Here is an 18,654-nt window from a genome sequence, read left to right on the forward strand (position 1 = left end):
GGTGCCGGAGAGCGCAGCAGAGGTGACCGCCGCCGGAATCGCCCGGCTCGCGGGAGTCGGCCGGGCCGCGGTGAGCAACTGGCGGCGCAGACACCCCGACTTCCCCCGCCCGGTGGGCGGCACGGAGACCAGTCCGTCCTTCGTGCTCGCCGACGTCGAACAGTGGCTGCGTGCCCAGGGCAAGCTCGCCGAAGTGCCGTTGCGCGAACGCGTCTGGCAGCAGGTCGCGGGCCACCCGTCCGGTGTGGTGACCGCGCTCGTGCGGGCCGGCGCGGTGCTGCTGCTCCTGCGGGAGCGGTCCGCGGCCTGGCTGGAGCTCGCCGCCGCCTCGGACGAGCGGCTCGCCGAGACCCTGCCGGCCGCCCTGGAGGAGACCCTCACTCGCCGCTTCGGCGCCGAACGGGCCGTCCGCACCCCCCCCGCCGCCGAACTGGCCGGCTCCGTCCCCCTACTGCGCGGGGCCGCCGAACTCGCCGCGGAGGCGGGCGCCCGGCAGGTCTTCGAGTTCCTGCTCGGACGTCACCTCGACGCCAACCCGCGGCAGTACACGCTCACCCCGCCCGGCCCCGCCGCGCTGATGGCCGCCCTCGCCGCCACCTCCTCCGACGCCCGCCCCACCGTGCTCGACCCCGCCTCGGGCTCCGGCACACTCCTGCGCGCGGTCCGGACCCCGAGCGTGCTCTGCGCCCAGGACACCGACCCCGACCTGGCCGCCCTCGCCGCCCTGCGCCTGGCCCTGGCCTCCGGAGCCGAGGTCCGCGTACGTACCGGTGACAGCCTGCGCGCCGACGCCTTCCCGGGGCTCGCCGCGGACGCGGTGCTGTGCCACCCGCCGTTCAACGAGCGCAACTGGGGTCACGAGGAACTCGCCTACGACCCGCGCTGGGAGTACGGCTTCCCGGCCCGGACCGAGTCCGAGCTGGCCTGGGTCCAGCACGCCCTGGCCCGGCTCCGCCCCGGCGGGACAGCCGTCCTCCTGATGCCTCCGGCCGCCGCCTCACGACGCTCCGGCCGCCGTATCCGCGCCGACCTGCTCCGCAAGGGCGCCCTGCGGGCCGTCGTCGCGCTGCCCGCGGGCGCCGCGCCCCCGTACGGCATCCCGCTCCACCTGTGGGTGCTGCGCAGGCCCGCCACCGGAGTCGCCGCCTCCCCCGAACTGCTGCTCGTCGACGCCACCGGCGACGGTCGGCCCGGTGCCGCGGGACGCGACCGGCTCGACTGGCCGGCCGTGCACACCGCCGTCCTCGACGCCTGGCTGCCGTTCGACAAGCACGGCACCGTCGCCGAGACCCCCGGCGCGAGCAGGGCGGTGCCCGTCATCGAACTCCTCGACGACGACGTCGACCTGGCCCCCGCCCGTCATCTGCCGCCGCCGGCCGCCGGCGGCGGGGCCACCGAACTGGCCGAGGTCCGCGAGCGGCTGTCCGCCACGCTGAGCCGGACCGTCGCCCTCACACCGCCGCCCGCCGCGCCGCCCCGCACCGACCCGGCCGGGGCGGCCCGGCCGACCGGCGTCACCGTCGGCGAACTCGCCCGTGCCGGGGCACTCGAACTGCGCGCCGGCGGGGCGAGCAGCGCGGGCGCCTCGGCCGGCCCGGTCCGCGTCCTCACCGAGCACGACGTGCTCGCCACCCAGCAGGCATCCGGCACGCTCCCCGAGGAAGCCGCCGAGGACGCCGTCCTGCTGCGCGCCGGCGACGTCGTCGTCCCGGTCCTGGGCGGCGGCTCGGTCGCCCGGGTCGTCGACGAGACCACCGCCGGAGCGGCCCTCGGCCGCAACCTCCAGCTCCTGCGGCCCGACCCGGCCGCGCTCGACCCCTGGTTCCTGGCCGGCTTCCTGCGCGGGACCGCCAACCACCGCCAGGCCAGCAGCTACGCCTCCACCGCCACCCGGCTCGACGTCCGCCGCCTCCAGCTTCCGCGCCTCCCTCTCGCCGAACAGCAGCGGTACGGCGAGAGGTTCCGCGCGCTGGCGGTGTTCGAGGAGGCGCTGCGGCTCGCGGGGCGCCTCGGCGAACGACTGGTCCGGGGCATGTACGACGGACTCGCGGACGGCACCGTCGAGCCGTGACGACCCCGAGGGGACCGGCGGCCCGGCGGGCCGGCCACCGGGCGTGATCGGTTCGGCAACGGTTCCGTACAACCGGCGGGAAGCCGTCGGTGCCGGTGTATACGCTCGACTCCCCAAGCGACCCTTCCGAGCAGGAGCAGGAATGTACGGCCCTGGCTACGTGCCCCCGCCACCTCCGCGCGGCGTTCCGACATCGGTCATCGTGCTCCGCGTGCTCTTCGCGCTGCTTCCGCTCTTCAGCATCGGTTTCCTCACCTGGGCCACCATGATCCGCCTCGCCGTGGTGACCCGCCGTGCCCTCGACTGGGTCCTCTGCGCCGTCTCCGCGGCGATCATGCTGACCGGGCTGCTCCTGATGCCCGAGGACACCGAGAGCACCCGGGCCGATGTGGCGATGAGTCTGGTCCTGCTCAACGCCGCCGCGTTCACCGCCTACTTCCTGGTCGCCGACATCCGGCACGACAGGCTCCGCGTCGGGGCCGCGCCGTACCCGCCCTACGCGACGACGGTCCCGCGGCACCGGTCCGGCTACGTCCCCCCGGTGCCCGCCCCCGCCCCGACACCCGCCCCGCGGCCCCGGCTCGCGCCGCAGCGGCCCCCGCGGCAGCCGGAACCCCCCGTCGTGCCGCCCGCGCCGCACGAACCGCCCGCGCCGCACCCCGGGGCCCGCCCCCGGATCGACCGGGTCCGCGCTGAACTGGACGAGCTCAGCCACCTCCTGCGCAAGGACGAGGAGAAGTGAACGGACGCGTCATCGGGAGCCGTTACGAACTCTCCACGCTCATCGGGCAGGGCGGCATGGGGCAGGTCTGGACGGCGTACGACGGACGGCTCGACCGCCGGGTCGCGGTCAAACTCCTGCGTCCCGACTACCTGGCGGCGGCGACCGCCGCGGACGAGATCCGGCGCCGCTTCGTCCGTGAGTGCCGGGTCACCGCCCAGGTCGACCATCCGGGCCTGGTCACCGTCCACGACGCCGGCAGCGACGGCGACGACCTGTACCTGGTGATGCAGTACGTCGAGGGGGCCGACCTCGCCGACCACCTCGCCGAGCACGACCCCTACCCGTGGGAGTGGGCCGTCTCGGTCGCCGCCCAGCTGTGCGCGGTGCTCGCCGCCGTCCACGCGGTCCCGATCGTCCACCGCGACCTCAAGCCCCGCAACGTGATGGTCCGCCCCGACGGCACCGTCACCGTCCTCGACCTCGGCGTCGCCTCCGTCCTGGACACCGACACCACCCGCCTCACCCACACCGGCTCACCCATCGGCAGCCCCGCCTACATGGCGCCCGAGCAGGCCATGGGCGGCGCCGTCGGCCCGTACACGGACCTGTACGCGCTCGGCATCCTGCTCCACGAACTCCTCAGCGGAAACGTGCCGTTCGCCGGCTCCACCGCGCTGGGCGTGCTGCACCGGCACCTCTACGAACCGCCACCGCCGGTCAGCCAGGTGCGGCCCGGGGTCCCGAAGGCCCTGGAGGCGCTCGTGCTGCGTCTGCTCGCGAAGGACCCCCAGCACCGCCCGTCCGGCGCGCACGAGGTGTACGAACAACTGCTGCCCCTGCTCCCGGCGCGCGGGACGCCCGTCGGGCCGCTCGATCCGACCCGCCCCTTCCTGCGCCCGCACGCGCCCTGGCCCGACCGCGCCGCTCCGCCCCCGCCGCCCGCCCCGCCGAACGCCCCCGCGCGGACCGACGTCGCCGCCGCCGTCGACGAGGCGAAGCGACTGCTCGGGGAGGGCTCCCTCACCCAGGCCGTCGACATCCTCGGCGGCATCCTGCCGGTCGCCGCGTCCGAGCACGGCGAGCACTCGCCGGTCGTCCGCATCCTGCGCAGGCAGTACGCCGCGACCCTGCTGGACGACGGCCAGTACCGCCGCGCCCTGCCGGAGTTGCGCCGGCTCGCCGACGACCGCGCGGTGGAGGCCGGACCGTCCGACGAGGAGGCCCTCCAGTTCCGCTACGACGCGGCGCAGTGCCTGGAGCAGCTCGGCGAGACCGCGGCGGCGCTCGCGGAGTACCGGGCCCTCCTGCCGTACCACGAGAACGGGGCGCCCGGCGCGGACCAGAGCAGGGCCTTCGACATCCGCCGCCGGACCGGGAACCTGCTGCTGGCGATGGGGGACCACACGGCCGCGAGCCGGCAACTCCAGGCGCTGCTCTACGACACGGAGCGGGCGTACGGCCCCTACCACCCGTTGCCGACGGATCTCCGGCGCGCACTGGACCGGCAGCGTCAGATGGGGCGCCTGGGGTGACAATGCCCGTGTGATGATGATCAAAGGCAAGTTCAGAACGGCCGCCACCTCGCTCGCGCTGGGAGGTCTGCTCCTGGCCACACCGGCGGCCGGGGCGGCCGAGCCGGTGCCGACGGTCACCACCGGCCCCGTGTTCAACGACCCCTCGGGAGACACGGCCGCCGAGGGGCGGATCCTGTCCCATCTGGGACGCCTGGTCGACGGCGCGGAAGCGGGATCGTCCATCCGGATATCCCTGTACCTCTACGGGTCGCAGTGGCTCACCGACCGGCTGCTCGCCGCCCACGCGCGCGGCGTGACGGTCCAGATGATCCTCGACCACGACACCGCCGGATACCCGGCCGTGTCGAACCTGCGGAACGGGCTGACGGGGGACTCCTGGGTGCGGGTCTGCGAGGCGGAGGAGGCGTGTCTCGCCAAGGACCCGGGCACCACGGCCGCGGACCCCGACGGCTGGTACGACAACGTCAACCACAACAAGACCTTCCTGTTCTCCCGCACCCGGGGCAACGGCGCGGTCGCCGTGGACGACGTGGTGGTGCAGTCCTCCGGCAACCTCGTCGAGTGGGACCGCACGTCGGGCTGGAACGACGCGATGACGGTCGTCGGCAACAAGGCGCTGTTCGACGCGTACACGGCGTACTTCACCGACCAGGCCAGGGCCGCCGCCGGTGAGGTGCCCCGGGTCGCCGACTACGCCCACGACACGCAGGCGGGCCCGGCCAAGGTGTACTTCTTCCCGCGCTCGGACACCGACGTGATCGTGAACGTCCTCAGGACGGTGGCCAGGCCGGTCGGCACCGCGCCGCCCTGCCACGGCAACGACGCGGGCTTCGGCACCTCCGACGGGCGGACGAGGATCCGCATCGCCCAGGGTCACATCACCCGCCCCGAGGTGGCCGAGCAGCTGTGGCGGCTCGCCGACGCCGGCTGCCTGGTCGAGATCGTCTACCGCAAGCTCGACAACTGGCCGCTCAATCCGGACACCGCGGCGCGGGTGGCGGACTGGCTGACCCGGCCGACCGCGCGGGGCCGCATCGCACTGCACCAGCTCGGCAACGACGTGCGCGGCGGCACCGGTACCCACACCAAGTACCTGCTGGTGGAGGGCACGTACTACGGAGGAGCGAACAAGAAGATCGTCTTCACGGGCAGCCACACCTACACCGTCACGGCGCTCAAGTACAACGACGAGACGCTGCTCAAGTACGAGGACCCGGCGGTCTTCGACGCCTACGTGGCGAACTTCGAGGCCCAGCGGACAGCGGCCGAGGGGGAGGGCCGGTAGGGCGCCGGGGGGGGACGGGAGGAAGGGCTGACGGGGCGACAGGATCACGACTCCGTATCTGATTGGCCAACGGAGCGCAGCCCGTCCCTTTTGGGTGTTCCGCGACCGGTAGCGTACGCGCGTTCGATCATGTACACGTCCCCAAGGAACCCTTCATGACCACGCCTCCCGCGCCGCAGGACCCTGAGCTGCCCGTCGCCCCCGCCGCGCCGGCCGAGCCCGAGAAGAAGAAGGGCGGCCTGGGCAAGAAGATCCTCGGCGTCCTCGTGGCGATCGCCGTCATCCTGTTCTGGCGCGTGGGCCTCCCGCACCTCACGGGCGAGGCCCCCGTGCACGCGGAGGCCGGGGACTGCGTCGTCGTGACCGGTCCGAACGACGACCCCGACGTCGAGACCAAGGGCTGCACCGAGAAGGTCGCCGACCTCTACAAGGTCGTCAAGGTCGTCGACAACACCTTCGACCTCGACAAGTGCGAGGGCGTGGCCGAGGTCGCCCTCGCGCAGCAGCTCGACATGGACAAGTTCGTCCTCTGCCTGGATCCCGTCAAGAACTGACGCGGCCCTGCGGCGCCCCGGAGGGGGCCGGACCCGGGTCACCCGACCCGGGTCCGGCCCCCTTTGGCGTGAGCGCCCCCCCGGGGAGGGGCCGCGGCCGACGGCACGGTGCGCACCGGGGGCCAGTTCACGCGATGTCCGTCTCGCCGTCATGTGGCGAATCCGCCCACGCCATCCCGCTCCGTTGTCGTTGCCGTGTGCTGCTCTCGATTGTGGTCCCGTGTTTCGACGAAGAGGAGATCATCGGTCGTTTCCACGACCATGTCACCACCGAACTCGCGCGATTCGACGGTGAGTTCGAGCTGGTCTACGTGGACGACGGAAGCCAGGACCGTACGCTCCCGCTCCTGGAGGAGATCGCCGCCTCCGACCCCCGCGCCCGCTACGTCTCCTTCAGCCGCAACTTCGGCAAGGAGGCGGCGATGCTGGCCGGCCTCCAGCATGCCGAGGGCGACGCCGTCGTGATCATGGACGCCGACCTCCAGCATCCGCCGGAGCTCGTGCACCGCATGGTGGCCCTGCACGCCGAGGGATACGACCAGGTCATCGCCCGCCGGACCCGCACCGGCGACCGGGTGACCCGGACCGTTACCGCCCGCGCCTACTACTGGGCGGTCAACCGCCTGGTGGACGTCGAGCTGGTCGACGGCGTCGGCGACTTCCGACTCCTCTCCCGCCGCACGGTCGACTCGATCCTCGAACTGACCGAGTACAACCGCTTCTCCAAGGGCCTCTTCGCCTGGGTCGGATTCCGCACCACCACCTTCGCGTACGAGAACGAGACGCGCGAGGACGGCCGCTCGAAATGGAGCTTCGGGAAACTGCTCAACTACGGTCTCGACGGGCTGCTCTCGTTCAACAACAAGCCGCTGCGGGCGGCCGTCTACCTGGGCATGGCCCTGGTATCCGTCGCCCTGGCCTACGCGGCCTGGATCGTCGGAGTCGCCCTGGTGAACGGCGTGGACACGCCCGGATACGTCACGCTGATCGTCACGGTCACGGCACTGGCGGGCGTCCAGATGGTGATGCTCGGACTGGTCGGCGAGTACGTGGGCCGTATCTACTACGAGGTGAAGCGGCGCCCCCACTTCCTCGTGAAGGCGACGAACGCGGGCGTCCCGCGGCAGCACCGGCGCCCCGAGGAGCTCGCACGACGATGACGGTGACCTGGCAGGTGGTGCGCTTCGCACTGGTCGGGGTCGTGAACACGGCCACCTACTACGGCCTCTACCTGATCCTCACGCTGTGGCTGCCCTACCTCGCGGCCCATGTGCTCGCCTTCGCGTTCTCCATGGTCGGCTCCTTCTTCCTCACCTCCTACTTCACCTACCGCACCCGTCCCACCTGGCGGAAGTTCCTGCTCTTCCCGCTCACCAACGCGGCGAACTTCGTGATCACCACGGTCGGCGTCTACCTCCTCGTCGACGTCGCGGGGCTCGACAGCCGCCCCGCCCCGCTGATCGCCGCCGCCGCGGCGATCCCGGTGACCTTCCTGCTCTCCCGAACGATCATGCTGCGACCCGACACCACCCGAACATCCGACTCGTTGGTCGGGACAGTCGCCCCGAAGTAGTGACCGCGAAGTAGTGGCCTCGATCACGGCGACTGCCTAACATCGATCACCGCAAGGTCGTTCTACTGACGCACGACCCACGCCGGGAGGCTCCTTTGCACCGCCGCACCGCGCTCGCCGTCTCCGCCGCGTTCCTCGCCGCGGCCCCGCTGCTCACCGCCTGCGGCGGTGCGGCCCACCCAGGTGCCGCGGCCGTCGTCGGCGGCGAGCGGATCGAGGTGTCCAGTCTCCAAGCGCAGGTGGCGGACGTCCGGACCGCCCAACAGAATTCACCCCAGGCCGCCCAGCTGATCCAGGCGACCGGGGACCTCAGCCGTGAGAAGCTCAACGTGATGATCTTCGACCGGGTGGTGGACCGGGTCGCCGAGGACAACGGCCTCGGCGCCGACCGCGGCGAGATCCAGCGGGCCCGTGCCGAGTTCGCCCGGCAGAGCGGCGGTGAGGACCAGCTCGCCGCGATGCTGCTCCAGCAGCAGGGCGTCGCCCCGGACCAGATCGACGGGGTGGTCCGCCGCACGGTCCTGATGAACAAGATCGCCGAGAAGCTGGGAATCGCGAACACTCCCGAGGGCCAGCAGAAGCTCACCCGGGTGTTCACCGACGCCTCCACCGCGCTGGAGATCGACGTCAATCCGCGCTTCGGTGCCTGGGACGACGACAAGATCCAGCTCGGCACCTTCACCGCACCGTGGCTGCGGCAGATCAGCAAGGCCCCGGAGCCGGTCGAGGCCGGCGCCTGATCCGGTACGCGACGCCGCGTAAGGTCGAGGGGTGAACGCTGAAGCACCCCTCGGCACCGGCCGCATCGTCCTGCTCACCACCAGCCACCGGGTCGCCCCGGGACTGCTGTCCTGGCCGGCCTGGCAGGTGCTGCGCGGAGCCGACCGGGTGCTGTGCGCCGACGAGCACCACCCGCAGCTGCCGTACCTCCGCGAAGCCGGGGTCGCCGTGGAGCACACCTCGCTCGCCGCGCCGGAACTCGTCGACGCCTGCGCCGGCGGCCGGACCGTCGTCGTCCTGCCCTCCGGCGAGGGCGACCGGGCCCTGACCGACGGGCTCGCCCGGCTGGCCGGCTCCGGCCGGATCGCGATGCCCGACCTGGAACTCCTCCCCGGTTCCTACGACCTGCCCGGCTCCCGGCTCCTCGACCTCGTCCAGGTCATGGACCGCATTCGCCGCGAGTGCCCCTGGTCCTCGCGCCAGACCCACGCGGGGCTCGCCAAGTACGGCATCGAGGAGGCGTACGAACTCGTCGAGGCCATCGAGGACGGGAACCGCGAGGACCTGCGCGAGGAACTCGGTGACGTCCTGCTCCAGGTCGTCTTCCACGCCCGGATCGCCGAAGAGGACGAGGAGGCACCCTTCTCGGTCGACGACGTCGCAGGCACCATCGTCGAGAAACTGATCCACCGCCACCCGCACGTCTTCGGTGACGCGAGCGCGAGCACCCCCGAGGACGTCAAGGCGCACTGGCTTCGCACCAAGGCCGTGGAGAAGCAGCGTGACTCGGTGACCGACGGAGTGCCCCTCGGTCAGCCCGGTCTGGCGCTCGCCGCCAAGCTGGCGGGCCGGGTCCGGACCGCCGGCCTGGACGTGAAGCCGCCCCTGGGGGAGGGCGTCGGCTACGAACTGCTGCACCTCGCCGCCCGCGCGGAGGCGCAGGGAGTGGACCCGGAGGCGGCCCTGCGGGCCGCCGCCCGGGTATACCGGGACACCATCCGCGCGGCGGAGGGACACGGCCCCGGCACCGAGGGCTGATCCCGCCGGCTCCCGAGCCGCAGCGGCCCGCGCCCGTGACCCCGGTGCGGCGGTCCGTCCGGCGGGACTCAGCGGGACCGGGGTGCCCGACCCTCGGGGTTGTGCCATTCCGGGGTCGGCGGGTCGAGCAGACGCTCCGCCGGGGTGGCCGGGCGCACGAGGAACCGGCCCACGGCCGGCAGCACGTCGTGCAGGACCCGGCCGGGATCGGCGCCGAGGTGCTCCAGTACGGGCACGGTCTCGTCGAGGAGGCGGGCCGGCCCGGCGAGGTACACGTCGTGCGCGGGCCAGTGGCCGCACATCCCCAGGGCCTGGTGCAACCGCTCGGTGGCCTGGGCGCGGCGACCGCGCGGCGCCGCGGTGATGCAGCTCAGCCGCAGGCCGGGAATCCGCTCCCCGAGCCGCTCGGCCTCCGCGCGCCCGTAGAGGTACTCCCGGGCCCGCGCGACGAGGAAGAGGCGCGCCTCGGTGTCCCCGGGGGCCTCGGCCAGCTCTTCGAGGAGCGCCTTCACCGGCGCCCACCCGGTGCCGGCGGCTATGTAGGTGCGCGGCTTCCCGAGTGGGGTCCGCGCGGTCAGCCCGCCGCCGGGCGGGCTCAGCCGCAGCGTCTCTCCCACCCGCACCCCGTCGACCAGTGCCGTGCTCATCAGCCCGCCGCGGATGAGACTGACGTGCAGGTCCAGTGTCCCGTCCGGGCGGGGCGCGTTGGCGACCGAGTAGGTACGCCAGATCCGAGGGACCCGGGGCGAGCTCACGCCGACGTACTGTCCCGGCCGGTAGGGGTACGGCTGCCGGGGCCGCAGCGTCAGGACCGCCAGGTCGTCCCCGAGCCGCTCGTGCCGCACCACCTCGGCGTCCCACCAGACCGGCTCCCCGGACTCCCGCGCCCGCTCGGCGCCCGTCATCATCAGGTCCGCGACGAAGCCGTACGCCTCGGTCCACGCCTTCTCGGCCTCGACGCTCCAGGAGGCCCCGGCGGCGTGCGCGAAGGCCGCGACCAGGCTGGCCCCGACCGCGGCGTAGAGCGCGGGCGCGGCGAGGTACTTGCGGTGGTCGCGCCCCAGATGCGCGAGGTACTCCGCCAGGCCGGGGTCCTCCAGCCGGGTCACGACCTCGGTGAGCGCGGCGAACAGCCGGTCGCGTTGCGGGCGCATGTCCTCGGGGAACAGCTCCCGCACACCGGGGTTGTTCCAGAAGAGATGCGAGTAGAAGTACGTCACGGCGTGCTCGGCGCGTCTCTCGACGACCGCGAACGTACTCCTGAGCAACTGAGGGTCCACGCGGGAGAATCTAGGGCACCTGCCTTCACGTGACCGACACACCTTCTCCCCAAGGGGGCTTCGCACGGCGGGAATCGCTCGTGGCCGGGCCGCCCGGCGGCGGGCTGTCCGCTCCCCGTCCGGGCCGCCGACCGGGGCGGACGTGCCCGTCCGGACAGCCGGGCCCGCGCGGGCCCGGCGGCGGGGCGCACGGCCGACGGGTCCGGATAGTGTCGGGGCCATGCACGACCAGCTCCCCGCGTCCGCGCCGGAACTCTTCACCTGGGAGTTCGCGACCGACCCCTATCCCGCCTACGCGTGGCTGCGCGAGCACGCGCCCGTGCACCGCGCGAAGCTGCCGAGCGGCGTCGAGGCATGGCTGGTGACACGCTACGCGGACGCCCGGCAGGCCCTCGCCGACCAGCGGCTCTCCAAGAACCCGGCGCACCACGACGAGCCCGTGCACGCCAAGGGGAAGACCAGGATCCCCGGGGAGCGCAAGGCCGAGCTGATGACCCACCTGCTCAACATCGACCCGCCGGACCACACCCGGCTGCGCGGACTCGTCTCGAAGGCGTTCACCCCGCGCCGGGTCGCCGAGTTCGCCCCGCGCGTGCGGGAACTGACCGACCAGCTCATCGACCGGTTCGCGCGGGAGGGCAGCGCCGACCTCATCCACGACTTCGCCTTCCCACTCCCCATCTACGCCATCTGCGACCTGCTCGGCGTACCGCCCGAGGACCAGGACGACTTCCGGGACTGGGCCGGAATGATGATCCGGCACGGCGGCGGGCCGCGGGGCGGGGTCGCCCGCTCGGTGAAGAAGATGCGCGGATATCTCGCGGAGCTGATCCACCGCAAGCGTGAGGATCCGGGCGACGACCTCATCTCCGGTCTCATCCGGGCCTCCGACCACGGTGAGCACCTCACCGAGAACGAGGCGGCGGCGATGGCCTTCATCCTGCTCTTCGCGGGCTTCGAGACCACCGTCAACCTGATCGGCAACGGGATGTACGCGCTGCTGCGCCATCCCGGGCAGCGCGAGCGGCTCCAGACCTCGCTCGCGGCGGGCGACCGGGGGTTGCTGGAGACCGGCGTCGAGGAACTGCTCCGCTACGACGGGCCGGTGGAACTGGCGACCTGGCGGTACGCCAGGGAACCGCTGGCCCTCGGCGGCCGGGACATCCCGGCCGGGGACCCGGTGCTCGTCGTGCTCGCCGCCGCCGACCGGGACCCGGCGCGGTTCGACGAGCCGGACACGCTCGACCTGTCCCGGCGCGACAACCAGCACCTCGGCTACGGGCACGGCATCCACTACTGCATCGGTGCCCCGCTGGCCCGGCTGGAGGGCCAGACGGCGCTGGCCGCACTGCTGACCCGACTGCCCGATCTGCGACTTGCGTGCGATCCGGCCGATTTGCGCTGGCGGGGCGGGCTCATCATGCGCGGATTGCGCACGCTTCCGGTGGAGTTCACCCCTCTTGCGAACTGACCTCTCGTCAAAACTGTGACTTTTATGTGATCTCCGCTGCATCGACTTGTGACTGACGTTCGAATGCGGCTACGTTCACCGTCGTCTCAAGCAGTCAGGCGAAAGGCACTCCGTATGCGCTCCGGGAACGGACGACACCGCAGACCACGACAGGCCCCCGCGATCGTCGTGGCGGCAGGCGTGACCGGCTCGGCCCTCGCCCTGCCGCTGCTCGCGACCGGCTCGGCCTCCGCCGCCGACGCCGCCACCTGGGACCGGGTCGCCGAGTGCGAGTCGGGCGGCCTGTGGAGCGCCGACTTCGGCAACGGTCTCTACGGCGGACTCCAGTTCACCCAGGAGACCTGGGAGACGTACGGCGGAACGGCCTACGCGTCCCGCGCCGATCTGGCCAGCCGTTCCCAGCAGATCGCGGTCGCCGAGCAGGCGCTCGCCGCGCAGGGCACCCAGGTGTGGGCCACCTGCGCCCCCATCGCCAAGCTGACCAACGACGGCGCCGCGCCCGAGGTCGACCCCGGTACGAGCCCGGCGCCGGCCGCCCCCTCCGCGCAGGCCGAGCCCGGCCGGCCCGCCTCGAAGCCGGCCGGCCCGGCGGACCCCGGCGCGTCGGCCGCGAGCCCGGCCGGCCCGGGAGCGTCCGGCGCGGCCGAGCCGCAGGAGACGGCGGAGCGGTCGGTCCTGCCGGACGCCTCCGCCGGGACGTCGGTGCCGGACGAGACCGGCGCGCCGGTCACCGGCGGCGCGCCGGCCTCCGGTATCGGCAAGCATCGGGGCGAGGCCGCGCCCGAAGGGGCGGGCGACGCGGGTACGGGGCAGGAGGGCGGGCGGCACGCCTCGCCCGCTGACGGGCAGGCAGGTGGACCGGCTCCCGGCGACGGTTCGGAGGATTCGGGCACTGTGGACACTTCGGGCGAATACACCGTCCAGCCTGGCGACAGTCTTTCCGAGATCGCTCGGGAGAAGGAGCTGTCCGGCGGCTGGACCGCGCTCTACGAGACCAACCGTCGCACGGTCGGTGCCGATCCGGATCTCATCCTCCCTGGTCAGAGCCTCGATCTGAGCGAAGAACCGATCGTCGACCAGGGGTAGTTCAGGGCTTTATGTCCGTTCTGTCCAAATGAGACATGAGTCTCTTCGGCCCTCGGGGCGTGTCACGTCCGCAAAGTTTGCTCCAATCGCTCCTCACCTGCATAAACACCCCTCATAGGGACGCAGGGAGGGGCGATTTGGCCGTTTTGGCCTTCTTTGAACTTCGTGCGGTCTGTGTCTACGGTCGTGACCGCTCGCCACCGCGGGCCCCGTCGACCGGTAACGCCGAATCCTGCCGCCGGCCGAGGGGAACAGTCGTCGCGCAAGCGCCGCAGGCAGGAGCGGGGGACCCAAGGTAAGTGCCGTTCCCGGCCGTTGAGACAGACGGCCGCAGGACCGGCTTGGGGTGAAGCCACGTGCTCGTCACGCGGCCGGGCAACTCACATGGCCCGAACCCGACAGCTCACCTCGCAGGCGTCGGTGAGGAGAATCCCCATGCTGTTTTCCGCCAAGGGCAAGCACCGTCGTCCTTCCAAGGCCACCCGTGCCCTCGCCCTCGCCGGCGTGGCCGGTGTCGCCGTCGCCGCTCCGCTGATGGCGGCCGGCTCCGCCTCCGCCGCGACCGCCGCCGAGTGGGACACCGTCGCCCAGTGCGAGTCCGGCGGCAACTGGTCCATCAACACCGGCAACGGCTACTACGGCGGCCTGCAGTTCTCGGCCTCCACCTGGGCGGCCTACGGCGGCACCGCCTACGCGGCCACCGCGAACCAGGCGTCGAAGTCCCAGCAGATCGCGATCGCCGAGAAGGTCCTGGCCGGCCAGGGCAAGGGTGCCTGGCCGAGCTGTGGCGTGGGCCTGTCCGGCGCCGCCTACACCGGTGGCGTCACCGCGACCGCCCCGCAGCCGGAGCGGAAGGCCGAGCGGCCGACCACCCGCAGCGAGCAGCGCACGGCCCCGAAGGCGACGCCGAAGAAGGCCGAGTCGAAGACCGTCACCACCCCGACCGGCAAGAAGGTCGAGAAGGGCGACGGCGAGTACAAGGTCGTCGCCGGCGACTCCCTGAGCAAGATCGCCGCCGCCCACGACGTCAAGGGTGGCTGGGCGAAGCTCTTCGAGCTGAACAAGGACGTCGTCCAGGACGCCGACCTGATCTACCCGGGCCAGCAGCTCCACCTGAAGTGAGCCCGACAGACTGAGAGCCTGTCGGGTGGCCTTCGGTCGACAGGCTCCTCCCCGGGTCTCCCGACCCTCCCGCGGTGACCACCCCGTCCCGGCGCGCCCTCCCCCGTGCGCGCCGGGACGGGGTTTCCGCGTTACCGCCCGGTAGCTTCGAGGTGCTTCGCCCCTTTATGCATGCCCTTGGGTCCTTTTTCGTCCCAGGGGGCGGGCGCCCGGCTGGCCGGGGCTCCGGAGCCGGTTAGGCTCTTGTCGCAAGGCCAAGCGACCCTGCACGGCTCTTGCGTCACATCCCGCGTCACATCCCAGAAGGAGATGCTCGTGCCGTCCATCGACGTCGTCGTAGCCCGGGAAATCCTGGACTCCCGAGGCAACCCCACGGTCGAGGTCGAGGTCGGCCTCGACGACGGCAGCACCGGCCGTGCTGCCGTTCCGTCCGGCGCATCCACCGGTGCGTTCGAGGCCCTCGAGCTCCGCGACGGTGACCCGAACCGTTACCAGGGCAAGGGTGTCGAGAAGGCCGTCCTCGCCGTCATCGAGCAGATCGGCCCGGAGCTCGTCGGCTACGACGCCACCGAGCAGCGACTGATCGACCAGGCGATGTTCGACCTGGACGCCACCCCGGACAAGTCCTCGCTCGGCGCCAACGCCATCCTCGGTGTCTCCCTCGCCGTGGCGCACGCCGCCTCCGAGGCATCCGACCTGCCGCTCTTCCGCTACCTCGGCGGCCCGAACGCGCACCTGCTGCCCGTTCCGATGATGAACATCCTGAACGGCGGCTCGCACGCCGACTCCAACGTGGACATCCAGGAGTTCATGATCGCCCCGATCGGCGCGGAGTCCTTCTCCGAGGCCCTGCGCTGGGGCACCGAGGTCTACCACACCCTCAAGTCCGTCCTGAAGACCAAGGGCCTGTCCACCGGCCTGGGCGACGAGGGCGGCTTCGCCCCCAACCTGGACTCCAACCGCGCCGCGCTCGACCTCATCCTCGAGGCCATCAAGCAGGCCGGCTACGTCCCGGGCAAGGACATCGCGCTCGCGCTCGACTGCGCCGCCTCCGAGTTCTACAAGGACGGCGCCTACGAGTTCGAGGGCAAGTCCCGCTCGGCCGCCGAGATGACCGAGTACTACGAGGAGCTCGTCTCCGCGTACCCGCTCGTCTCCATCGAGGACCCGCTGTTCGAGGACGACTGGGCCGGCTGGAAGGTCATCACCGACAAGCTCGGCTCCAAGGTGCAGCTGGTCGGTGACGACCTGTTCGTCACCAACCCCGAGCGCCTGGCCCGTGGCATCGAGGAGGGCTCCGCGAACGCCCTCCTGGTCAAGGTCAACCAGATCGGCTCGCTGACCGAGACGCTGGACGCCGTCGAGCTGGCCCAGCGCAGCGGCTTCAAGTGCATGATGTCCCACCGCTCCGGCGAGACCGAGGACGTCACCATCGCCGACCTGGCCGTCGCCACCAACTGCGGCCAGATCAAGACCGGCGCCCCGGCCCGCTCCGAGCGGGTGGCCAAGTACAACCAGCTGCTGCGCATCGAGGAGATCCTCGACGACGCGGCCGTGTACGCCGGCCGCAGCGCCTTCCCGCGCTTCAAGGGCTGACGGCTTCACCCCCGGCGGTTCCGTCCGTCCCCGCACCCGGTCCCGTACCGTGTGCGGGGACGGCTCCGCTTCCACGACCGGGAGCGCGTCCGGGCAGCGAGCGTGGACACAGGGGAGGCGCCCGACCATGGCAGCGAAGGACCGCGACCGGTTCTCGACCACGACCCGGATCAGGCTGCTCGGCGAACAGACCGCCGCCCGCGTCTACCGGTCCCAGACCCGCCGCCAGGCCCGCCGCTCCCGGCTCACCGGCCGCGCGGCCTTCCTCGCCCTGATCGTCTGCTCGCTGGTGGTGGCGCTCGCCTACCCGATGCGCCAGTACGTCTCCCAGCGCGGCGAGATCGCCGGGCAGGAACGCCAGGCCGCCGAGACCGCCGACCGGGTCGAGCGCCTGCGCGACGAGAAGGCCCGGCTCCAGGACCCGGCCTACATCCGCCGCCTCGCCCGCGAGCACCTGCACTACGTCGTCCCCGGCGAGACCGGCTTCACCGTGAACGACCCCGACGCGGCCCGCGGCCCGCGCGGCGAGCAGGGCGAGGCCGGCCATCCCTGGTACTCCCACCTCTGGGACGGCGTCGACCAGGCCGACGCGGCCCGCTGACACGGCGACGCGAGACAATGGCCCCGGGCCGCCACGCCCGTGGAGGTCCGCGCACCGGTTCGCCGGCCGCGCGGCCACCGCACGCACGACCACCGCACCGAACCGCCCCCGACGAGAAGACAAGACGCAGGCATGCAAACGCCCCCTCCGCAGACCGCACGCACCGAGCCCACCGAGGCGGACGTCGCCGCCTTCCAGGACCAGCTCGGCCGCCCGCCCCGGGGGCTGCGCGCCATCGCGCACCGCTGCCCCTGCGGCAACCCGGACGTCGTCGAGACCGCGCCCCGGCTCCCGGACGGCACCCCCTTCCCCACCACCTACTACCTCACCTGCCCCCGTGCGGCCTCGGCCATCGGCACCCTGGAGGCCAACGGGGTCATGAAGGAGATGCAGGCCCGGCTGGGGACCGATCCCGAGCTGGCCGCCGCCTACCGGGCCGCGCACGAGGACTACCTCGCCCGCCGTGACGCCATCGAGGTCCTGGAGGGCTTCCCGAGCGCCGGCGGAATGCCGGACCGGGTGAAGTGCCTGCACGTCCTCGTCGGCCACTCGCTCGCGGCCGGCCCCGGGGTGAACCCCCTGGGCGACGAGGCCCTCGCGATGCTGCCCGAGTGGTGGGCCAAGGGCCCCTGCGTCACCCCGTGCGCCGACCGGGTCGCGGAAGAGGGGGAGGAGAAGTGACGCGGGTCGCGGGCATCGACTGCGGTACGAACTCCATCCGCCTGCTGGTCGCCGACGTCCACCCCGAGACAGGCGAACTGACCGAGCTGGACCGGCGGATGACGATCGTGCGGCTCGGTCAGGGCGTCGACCGCACCGGGCAGCTCGCCCCGGAGGCCCTGGAGCGCACCTTCGCGGCCTGCCGCGCCTACGCCGACGTGATCAAGGAGTTCGACGTCGAGCGGGTCCGTTTCGTGGCCACCTCGGCCTCCCGCGACGCCCGCAACCGCGACACGTTCGTCGCCGGCGTCCTGGACATCCTCGGCGTCGAACCCGAGGTGATCACCGGCGACCAGGAGGCCGAGTTCTCCTTCACCGGGGCCACCGGCGAGCTGAACGGCGCCGAGAAGTACCTCGTCGTGGACATCGGAGGCGGCTCCACCGAGTTCGTCGTCGGCGGGCGGCACGTCGAAGCCGCCAGGTCCGTCGACATCGGCTGCGTCCGCCTCACCGAGCGGCACGTCCGCAGTGACCCGCCCGCCGCCGAGGAGGTCGCCGCGATCCGTGCCGACGTCCGGGCCGCCCTGGCGCTGGCCGAGGAGACCGTCCCCGTCACCGAGGCCGACATCCTGGTCGGCCTCGCCGGTTCGGTGACCACGGTCGCCGCGATCGCGCTGGGCCTGGAGGAGTACGACTCGGAGCGCATCCACCACGCGCGGATCTCCCGCCGGCAGGTCGCCGAGGTGGTCGACCGGCTGCTCGTCTCCACCCACGAGCAGCGCGCCGCGATCCCGGTGATCCACCCGGGCCGGGTCGACGTCATCGTCGCCGGGGCCCTGGTCCTGCTGGAGATCATGGAGCGGACCGGGGCCCGTGAGGTCGTCGTCAGCGAGCACGACATCCTCGACGGGATCGCTCACTTCACGGCGAGCCAGTCGCGTTGAGCGGCGGTGCCCGGCGGTCTCGGTGTCGGGTGGGGCGGCACAGGTTGCGGTGGACGTCCCGCCGGTCGCCCACCCCGACGACCAGGACGACGAGTTCGCCGTCGTTGATCCGGTAGGCGATCCGGAATCTTCTGCCCCGGAGCCGGTAGAGCCCGGACGGGCCGGTGAGCTTCTTGACGTCGGCGTCCAGTCGGTACGGGTCGCCGCCGCGCGGGCGGTGGAGACGGAGGCGTGCGGGCCCTGACCGGGCGGAGCGCCGGGTGGCGGCGGTCGCCGTGCGGCGCGCGGGCCGGTGGGCGGCCGGGCGATCGTGACGGGAGCGCGCCCTCCGCGGCATACCGGGCACCACGCGAACCGCTCGGGGGCCCGCCGCCGGGAAAGTTCGTGAAGTTCT

At 72.6% G+C, this 18,654-nt stretch carries 17 protein-coding genes, 1 pseudogene and 1 riboswitch; of the genes and pseudogenes, 16 read left to right on the plus strand and 2 right to left on the minus strand.

Annotated features, from left to right (window positions below):
• Position 1 precedes the first annotated feature (1 nt).
• From OG393_RS19625 to OG393_RS19665, 9 genes are all read left to right on the plus strand, one after another.
• Positions 2 to 2,071: an N-6 DNA methylase gene (locus tag OG393_RS19625; protein WP_327375974.1), complete on the plus strand. Its 2,070-nt coding sequence runs from the start codon at positions 2 to 4 to the stop codon at positions 2,069 to 2,071.
• A gap of 142 nt (positions 2,072 to 2,213) precedes the next feature.
• Entirely contained in the window at positions 2,214 to 2,813 is a 600-nt protein-coding gene (locus OG393_RS19630) for a hypothetical protein (protein ID WP_327375975.1), read from the plus strand.
• Positions 2,810 to 4,327 carry a serine/threonine-protein kinase gene (locus OG393_RS19635; protein ID WP_327375976.1) on the plus strand — a complete coding sequence of 506 codons (1,518 nt, stop codon included), beginning with the start codon at positions 2,810 to 2,812 and terminating at the stop codon, positions 4,325 to 4,327. The genes OG393_RS19630 and OG393_RS19635 overlap by 4 nt, the downstream gene beginning before the upstream one ends.
• A gap of 13 nt (positions 4,328 to 4,340) precedes the next feature.
• Entirely contained in the window at positions 4,341 to 5,615 is a 1,275-nt protein-coding gene (locus OG393_RS19640) for a phospholipase D-like domain-containing protein (RefSeq protein ID WP_327378481.1), read from the plus strand.
• Positions 5,616 to 5,770: 155 nt separating this feature from the next.
• Entirely contained in the window at positions 5,771 to 6,169 is a 399-nt protein-coding gene (locus tag OG393_RS19645; RefSeq protein ID WP_327375977.1) for an LppU/SCO3897 family protein, read from the plus strand.
• Between the two features lie 197 nt (positions 6,170 to 6,366).
• Positions 6,367 to 7,329: a glycosyltransferase family 2 protein gene (locus tag OG393_RS19650; RefSeq protein ID WP_327375978.1), complete on the plus strand. Its 963-nt coding sequence runs from the start codon at positions 6,367 to 6,369 to the stop codon at positions 7,327 to 7,329.
• Positions 7,326 to 7,742 carry a GtrA family protein gene (locus tag OG393_RS19655; RefSeq protein ID WP_327375979.1) on the plus strand — a complete coding sequence of 139 codons (417 nt, stop codon included), beginning with the start codon at positions 7,326 to 7,328 and terminating at the stop codon, positions 7,740 to 7,742. The genes OG393_RS19650 and OG393_RS19655 overlap by 4 nt, the downstream gene beginning before the upstream one ends.
• Before the next feature lie 95 nt (positions 7,743 to 7,837).
• Positions 7,838 to 8,482, plus strand: coding sequence for a SurA N-terminal domain-containing protein (locus OG393_RS19660; RefSeq protein ID WP_327375980.1), 645 nt, complete (start codon positions 7,838 to 7,840; stop codon positions 8,480 to 8,482).
• Positions 8,483 to 8,513: 31 nt separating this feature from the next.
• Entirely contained in the window at positions 8,514 to 9,500 is a 987-nt protein-coding gene (locus OG393_RS19665; protein ID WP_327375981.1) for a nucleoside triphosphate pyrophosphohydrolase, read from the plus strand.
• Positions 9,501 to 9,568: 68 nt separating this feature from the next.
• Here the strand turns inward: OG393_RS19665 and OG393_RS19670 are convergent, their stop codons facing one another.
• Positions 9,569 to 10,780, minus strand: coding sequence for a globin domain-containing protein (locus tag OG393_RS19670; protein ID WP_327375982.1), 1,212 nt, complete (start codon positions 10,778 to 10,780; stop codon positions 9,569 to 9,571).
• 220 nt (positions 10,781 to 11,000) lie between these two features.
• Here OG393_RS19670 and OG393_RS19675 point away from each other — a divergent pair, with 220 nt between their 5' ends.
• The 7 genes from OG393_RS19675 (at position 11,001) to OG393_RS19705 (ending at position 18,260) form a co-directional block, all read left to right on the plus strand.
• Complete coding sequence (locus OG393_RS19675) at positions 11,001 to 12,251, plus strand: cytochrome P450 family protein (protein WP_327375983.1); 1,251 nt, start codon at positions 11,001 to 11,003, stop codon at positions 12,249 to 12,251.
• 114 nt (positions 12,252 to 12,365) lie between these two features.
• On the plus strand, positions 12,366 to 13,337 hold the full coding sequence (locus tag OG393_RS19680; RefSeq protein ID WP_442817329.1) for a transglycosylase family protein: 972 nt from the start codon (positions 12,366 to 12,368) through the stop codon (positions 13,335 to 13,337).
• Between the two features lie 257 nt (positions 13,338 to 13,594).
• A riboswitch (cyclic di-AMP (ydaO/yuaA leader) is annotated at positions 13,595 to 13,769 on the plus strand.
• 3 nt (positions 13,770 to 13,772) lie between these two features.
• Positions 13,773 to 14,459 (plus strand): transglycosylase family protein, encoded by a 687-nt coding sequence (locus tag OG393_RS19685; RefSeq protein WP_327375985.1) that lies wholly within the window; start codon positions 13,773 to 13,775, stop codon positions 14,457 to 14,459.
• 309 nt (positions 14,460 to 14,768) lie between these two features.
• Positions 14,769 to 16,055: a phosphopyruvate hydratase gene (eno, locus tag OG393_RS19690; RefSeq protein WP_327375986.1), complete on the plus strand. Its 1,287-nt coding sequence runs from the start codon at positions 14,769 to 14,771 to the stop codon at positions 16,053 to 16,055.
• A 127-nt stretch (positions 16,056 to 16,182) separates the two neighbouring features.
• On the plus strand, positions 16,183 to 16,656 hold the full coding sequence (locus tag OG393_RS19695) for an FtsB family cell division protein (protein ID WP_327375987.1): 474 nt from the start codon (positions 16,183 to 16,185) through the stop codon (positions 16,654 to 16,656).
• Positions 16,657 to 16,788: 132 nt separating this feature from the next.
• Positions 16,789 to 17,337 carry a DUF501 domain-containing protein gene (locus OG393_RS19700; protein ID WP_327375988.1) on the plus strand — a complete coding sequence of 183 codons (549 nt, stop codon included), beginning with the start codon at positions 16,789 to 16,791 and terminating at the stop codon, positions 17,335 to 17,337.
• Positions 17,334 to 18,260: a Ppx/GppA phosphatase family protein gene (locus tag OG393_RS19705; RefSeq protein ID WP_327375989.1), complete on the plus strand. Its 927-nt coding sequence runs from the start codon at positions 17,334 to 17,336 to the stop codon at positions 18,258 to 18,260. Before OG393_RS19700 ends, OG393_RS19705 begins: the two co-directional genes overlap by 4 nt.
• A gap of 40 nt (positions 18,261 to 18,300) precedes the next feature.
• Here the strand turns inward: OG393_RS19705 and OG393_RS19710 are convergent.
• Positions 18,301 to 18,597: pseudogene (locus tag OG393_RS19710) on the minus strand (type II toxin-antitoxin system RelE/ParE family toxin); the annotation flags it as partial.
• Positions 18,598 to 18,654 lie beyond the last annotated feature (57 nt).

Source organism: Streptomyces sp. NBC_01216 (assembly GCF_035994945.1).
In the GTDB taxonomy this organism is placed as follows: Bacteria; Actinomycetota; Actinomycetes; order Streptomycetales; family Streptomycetaceae; genus Streptomyces.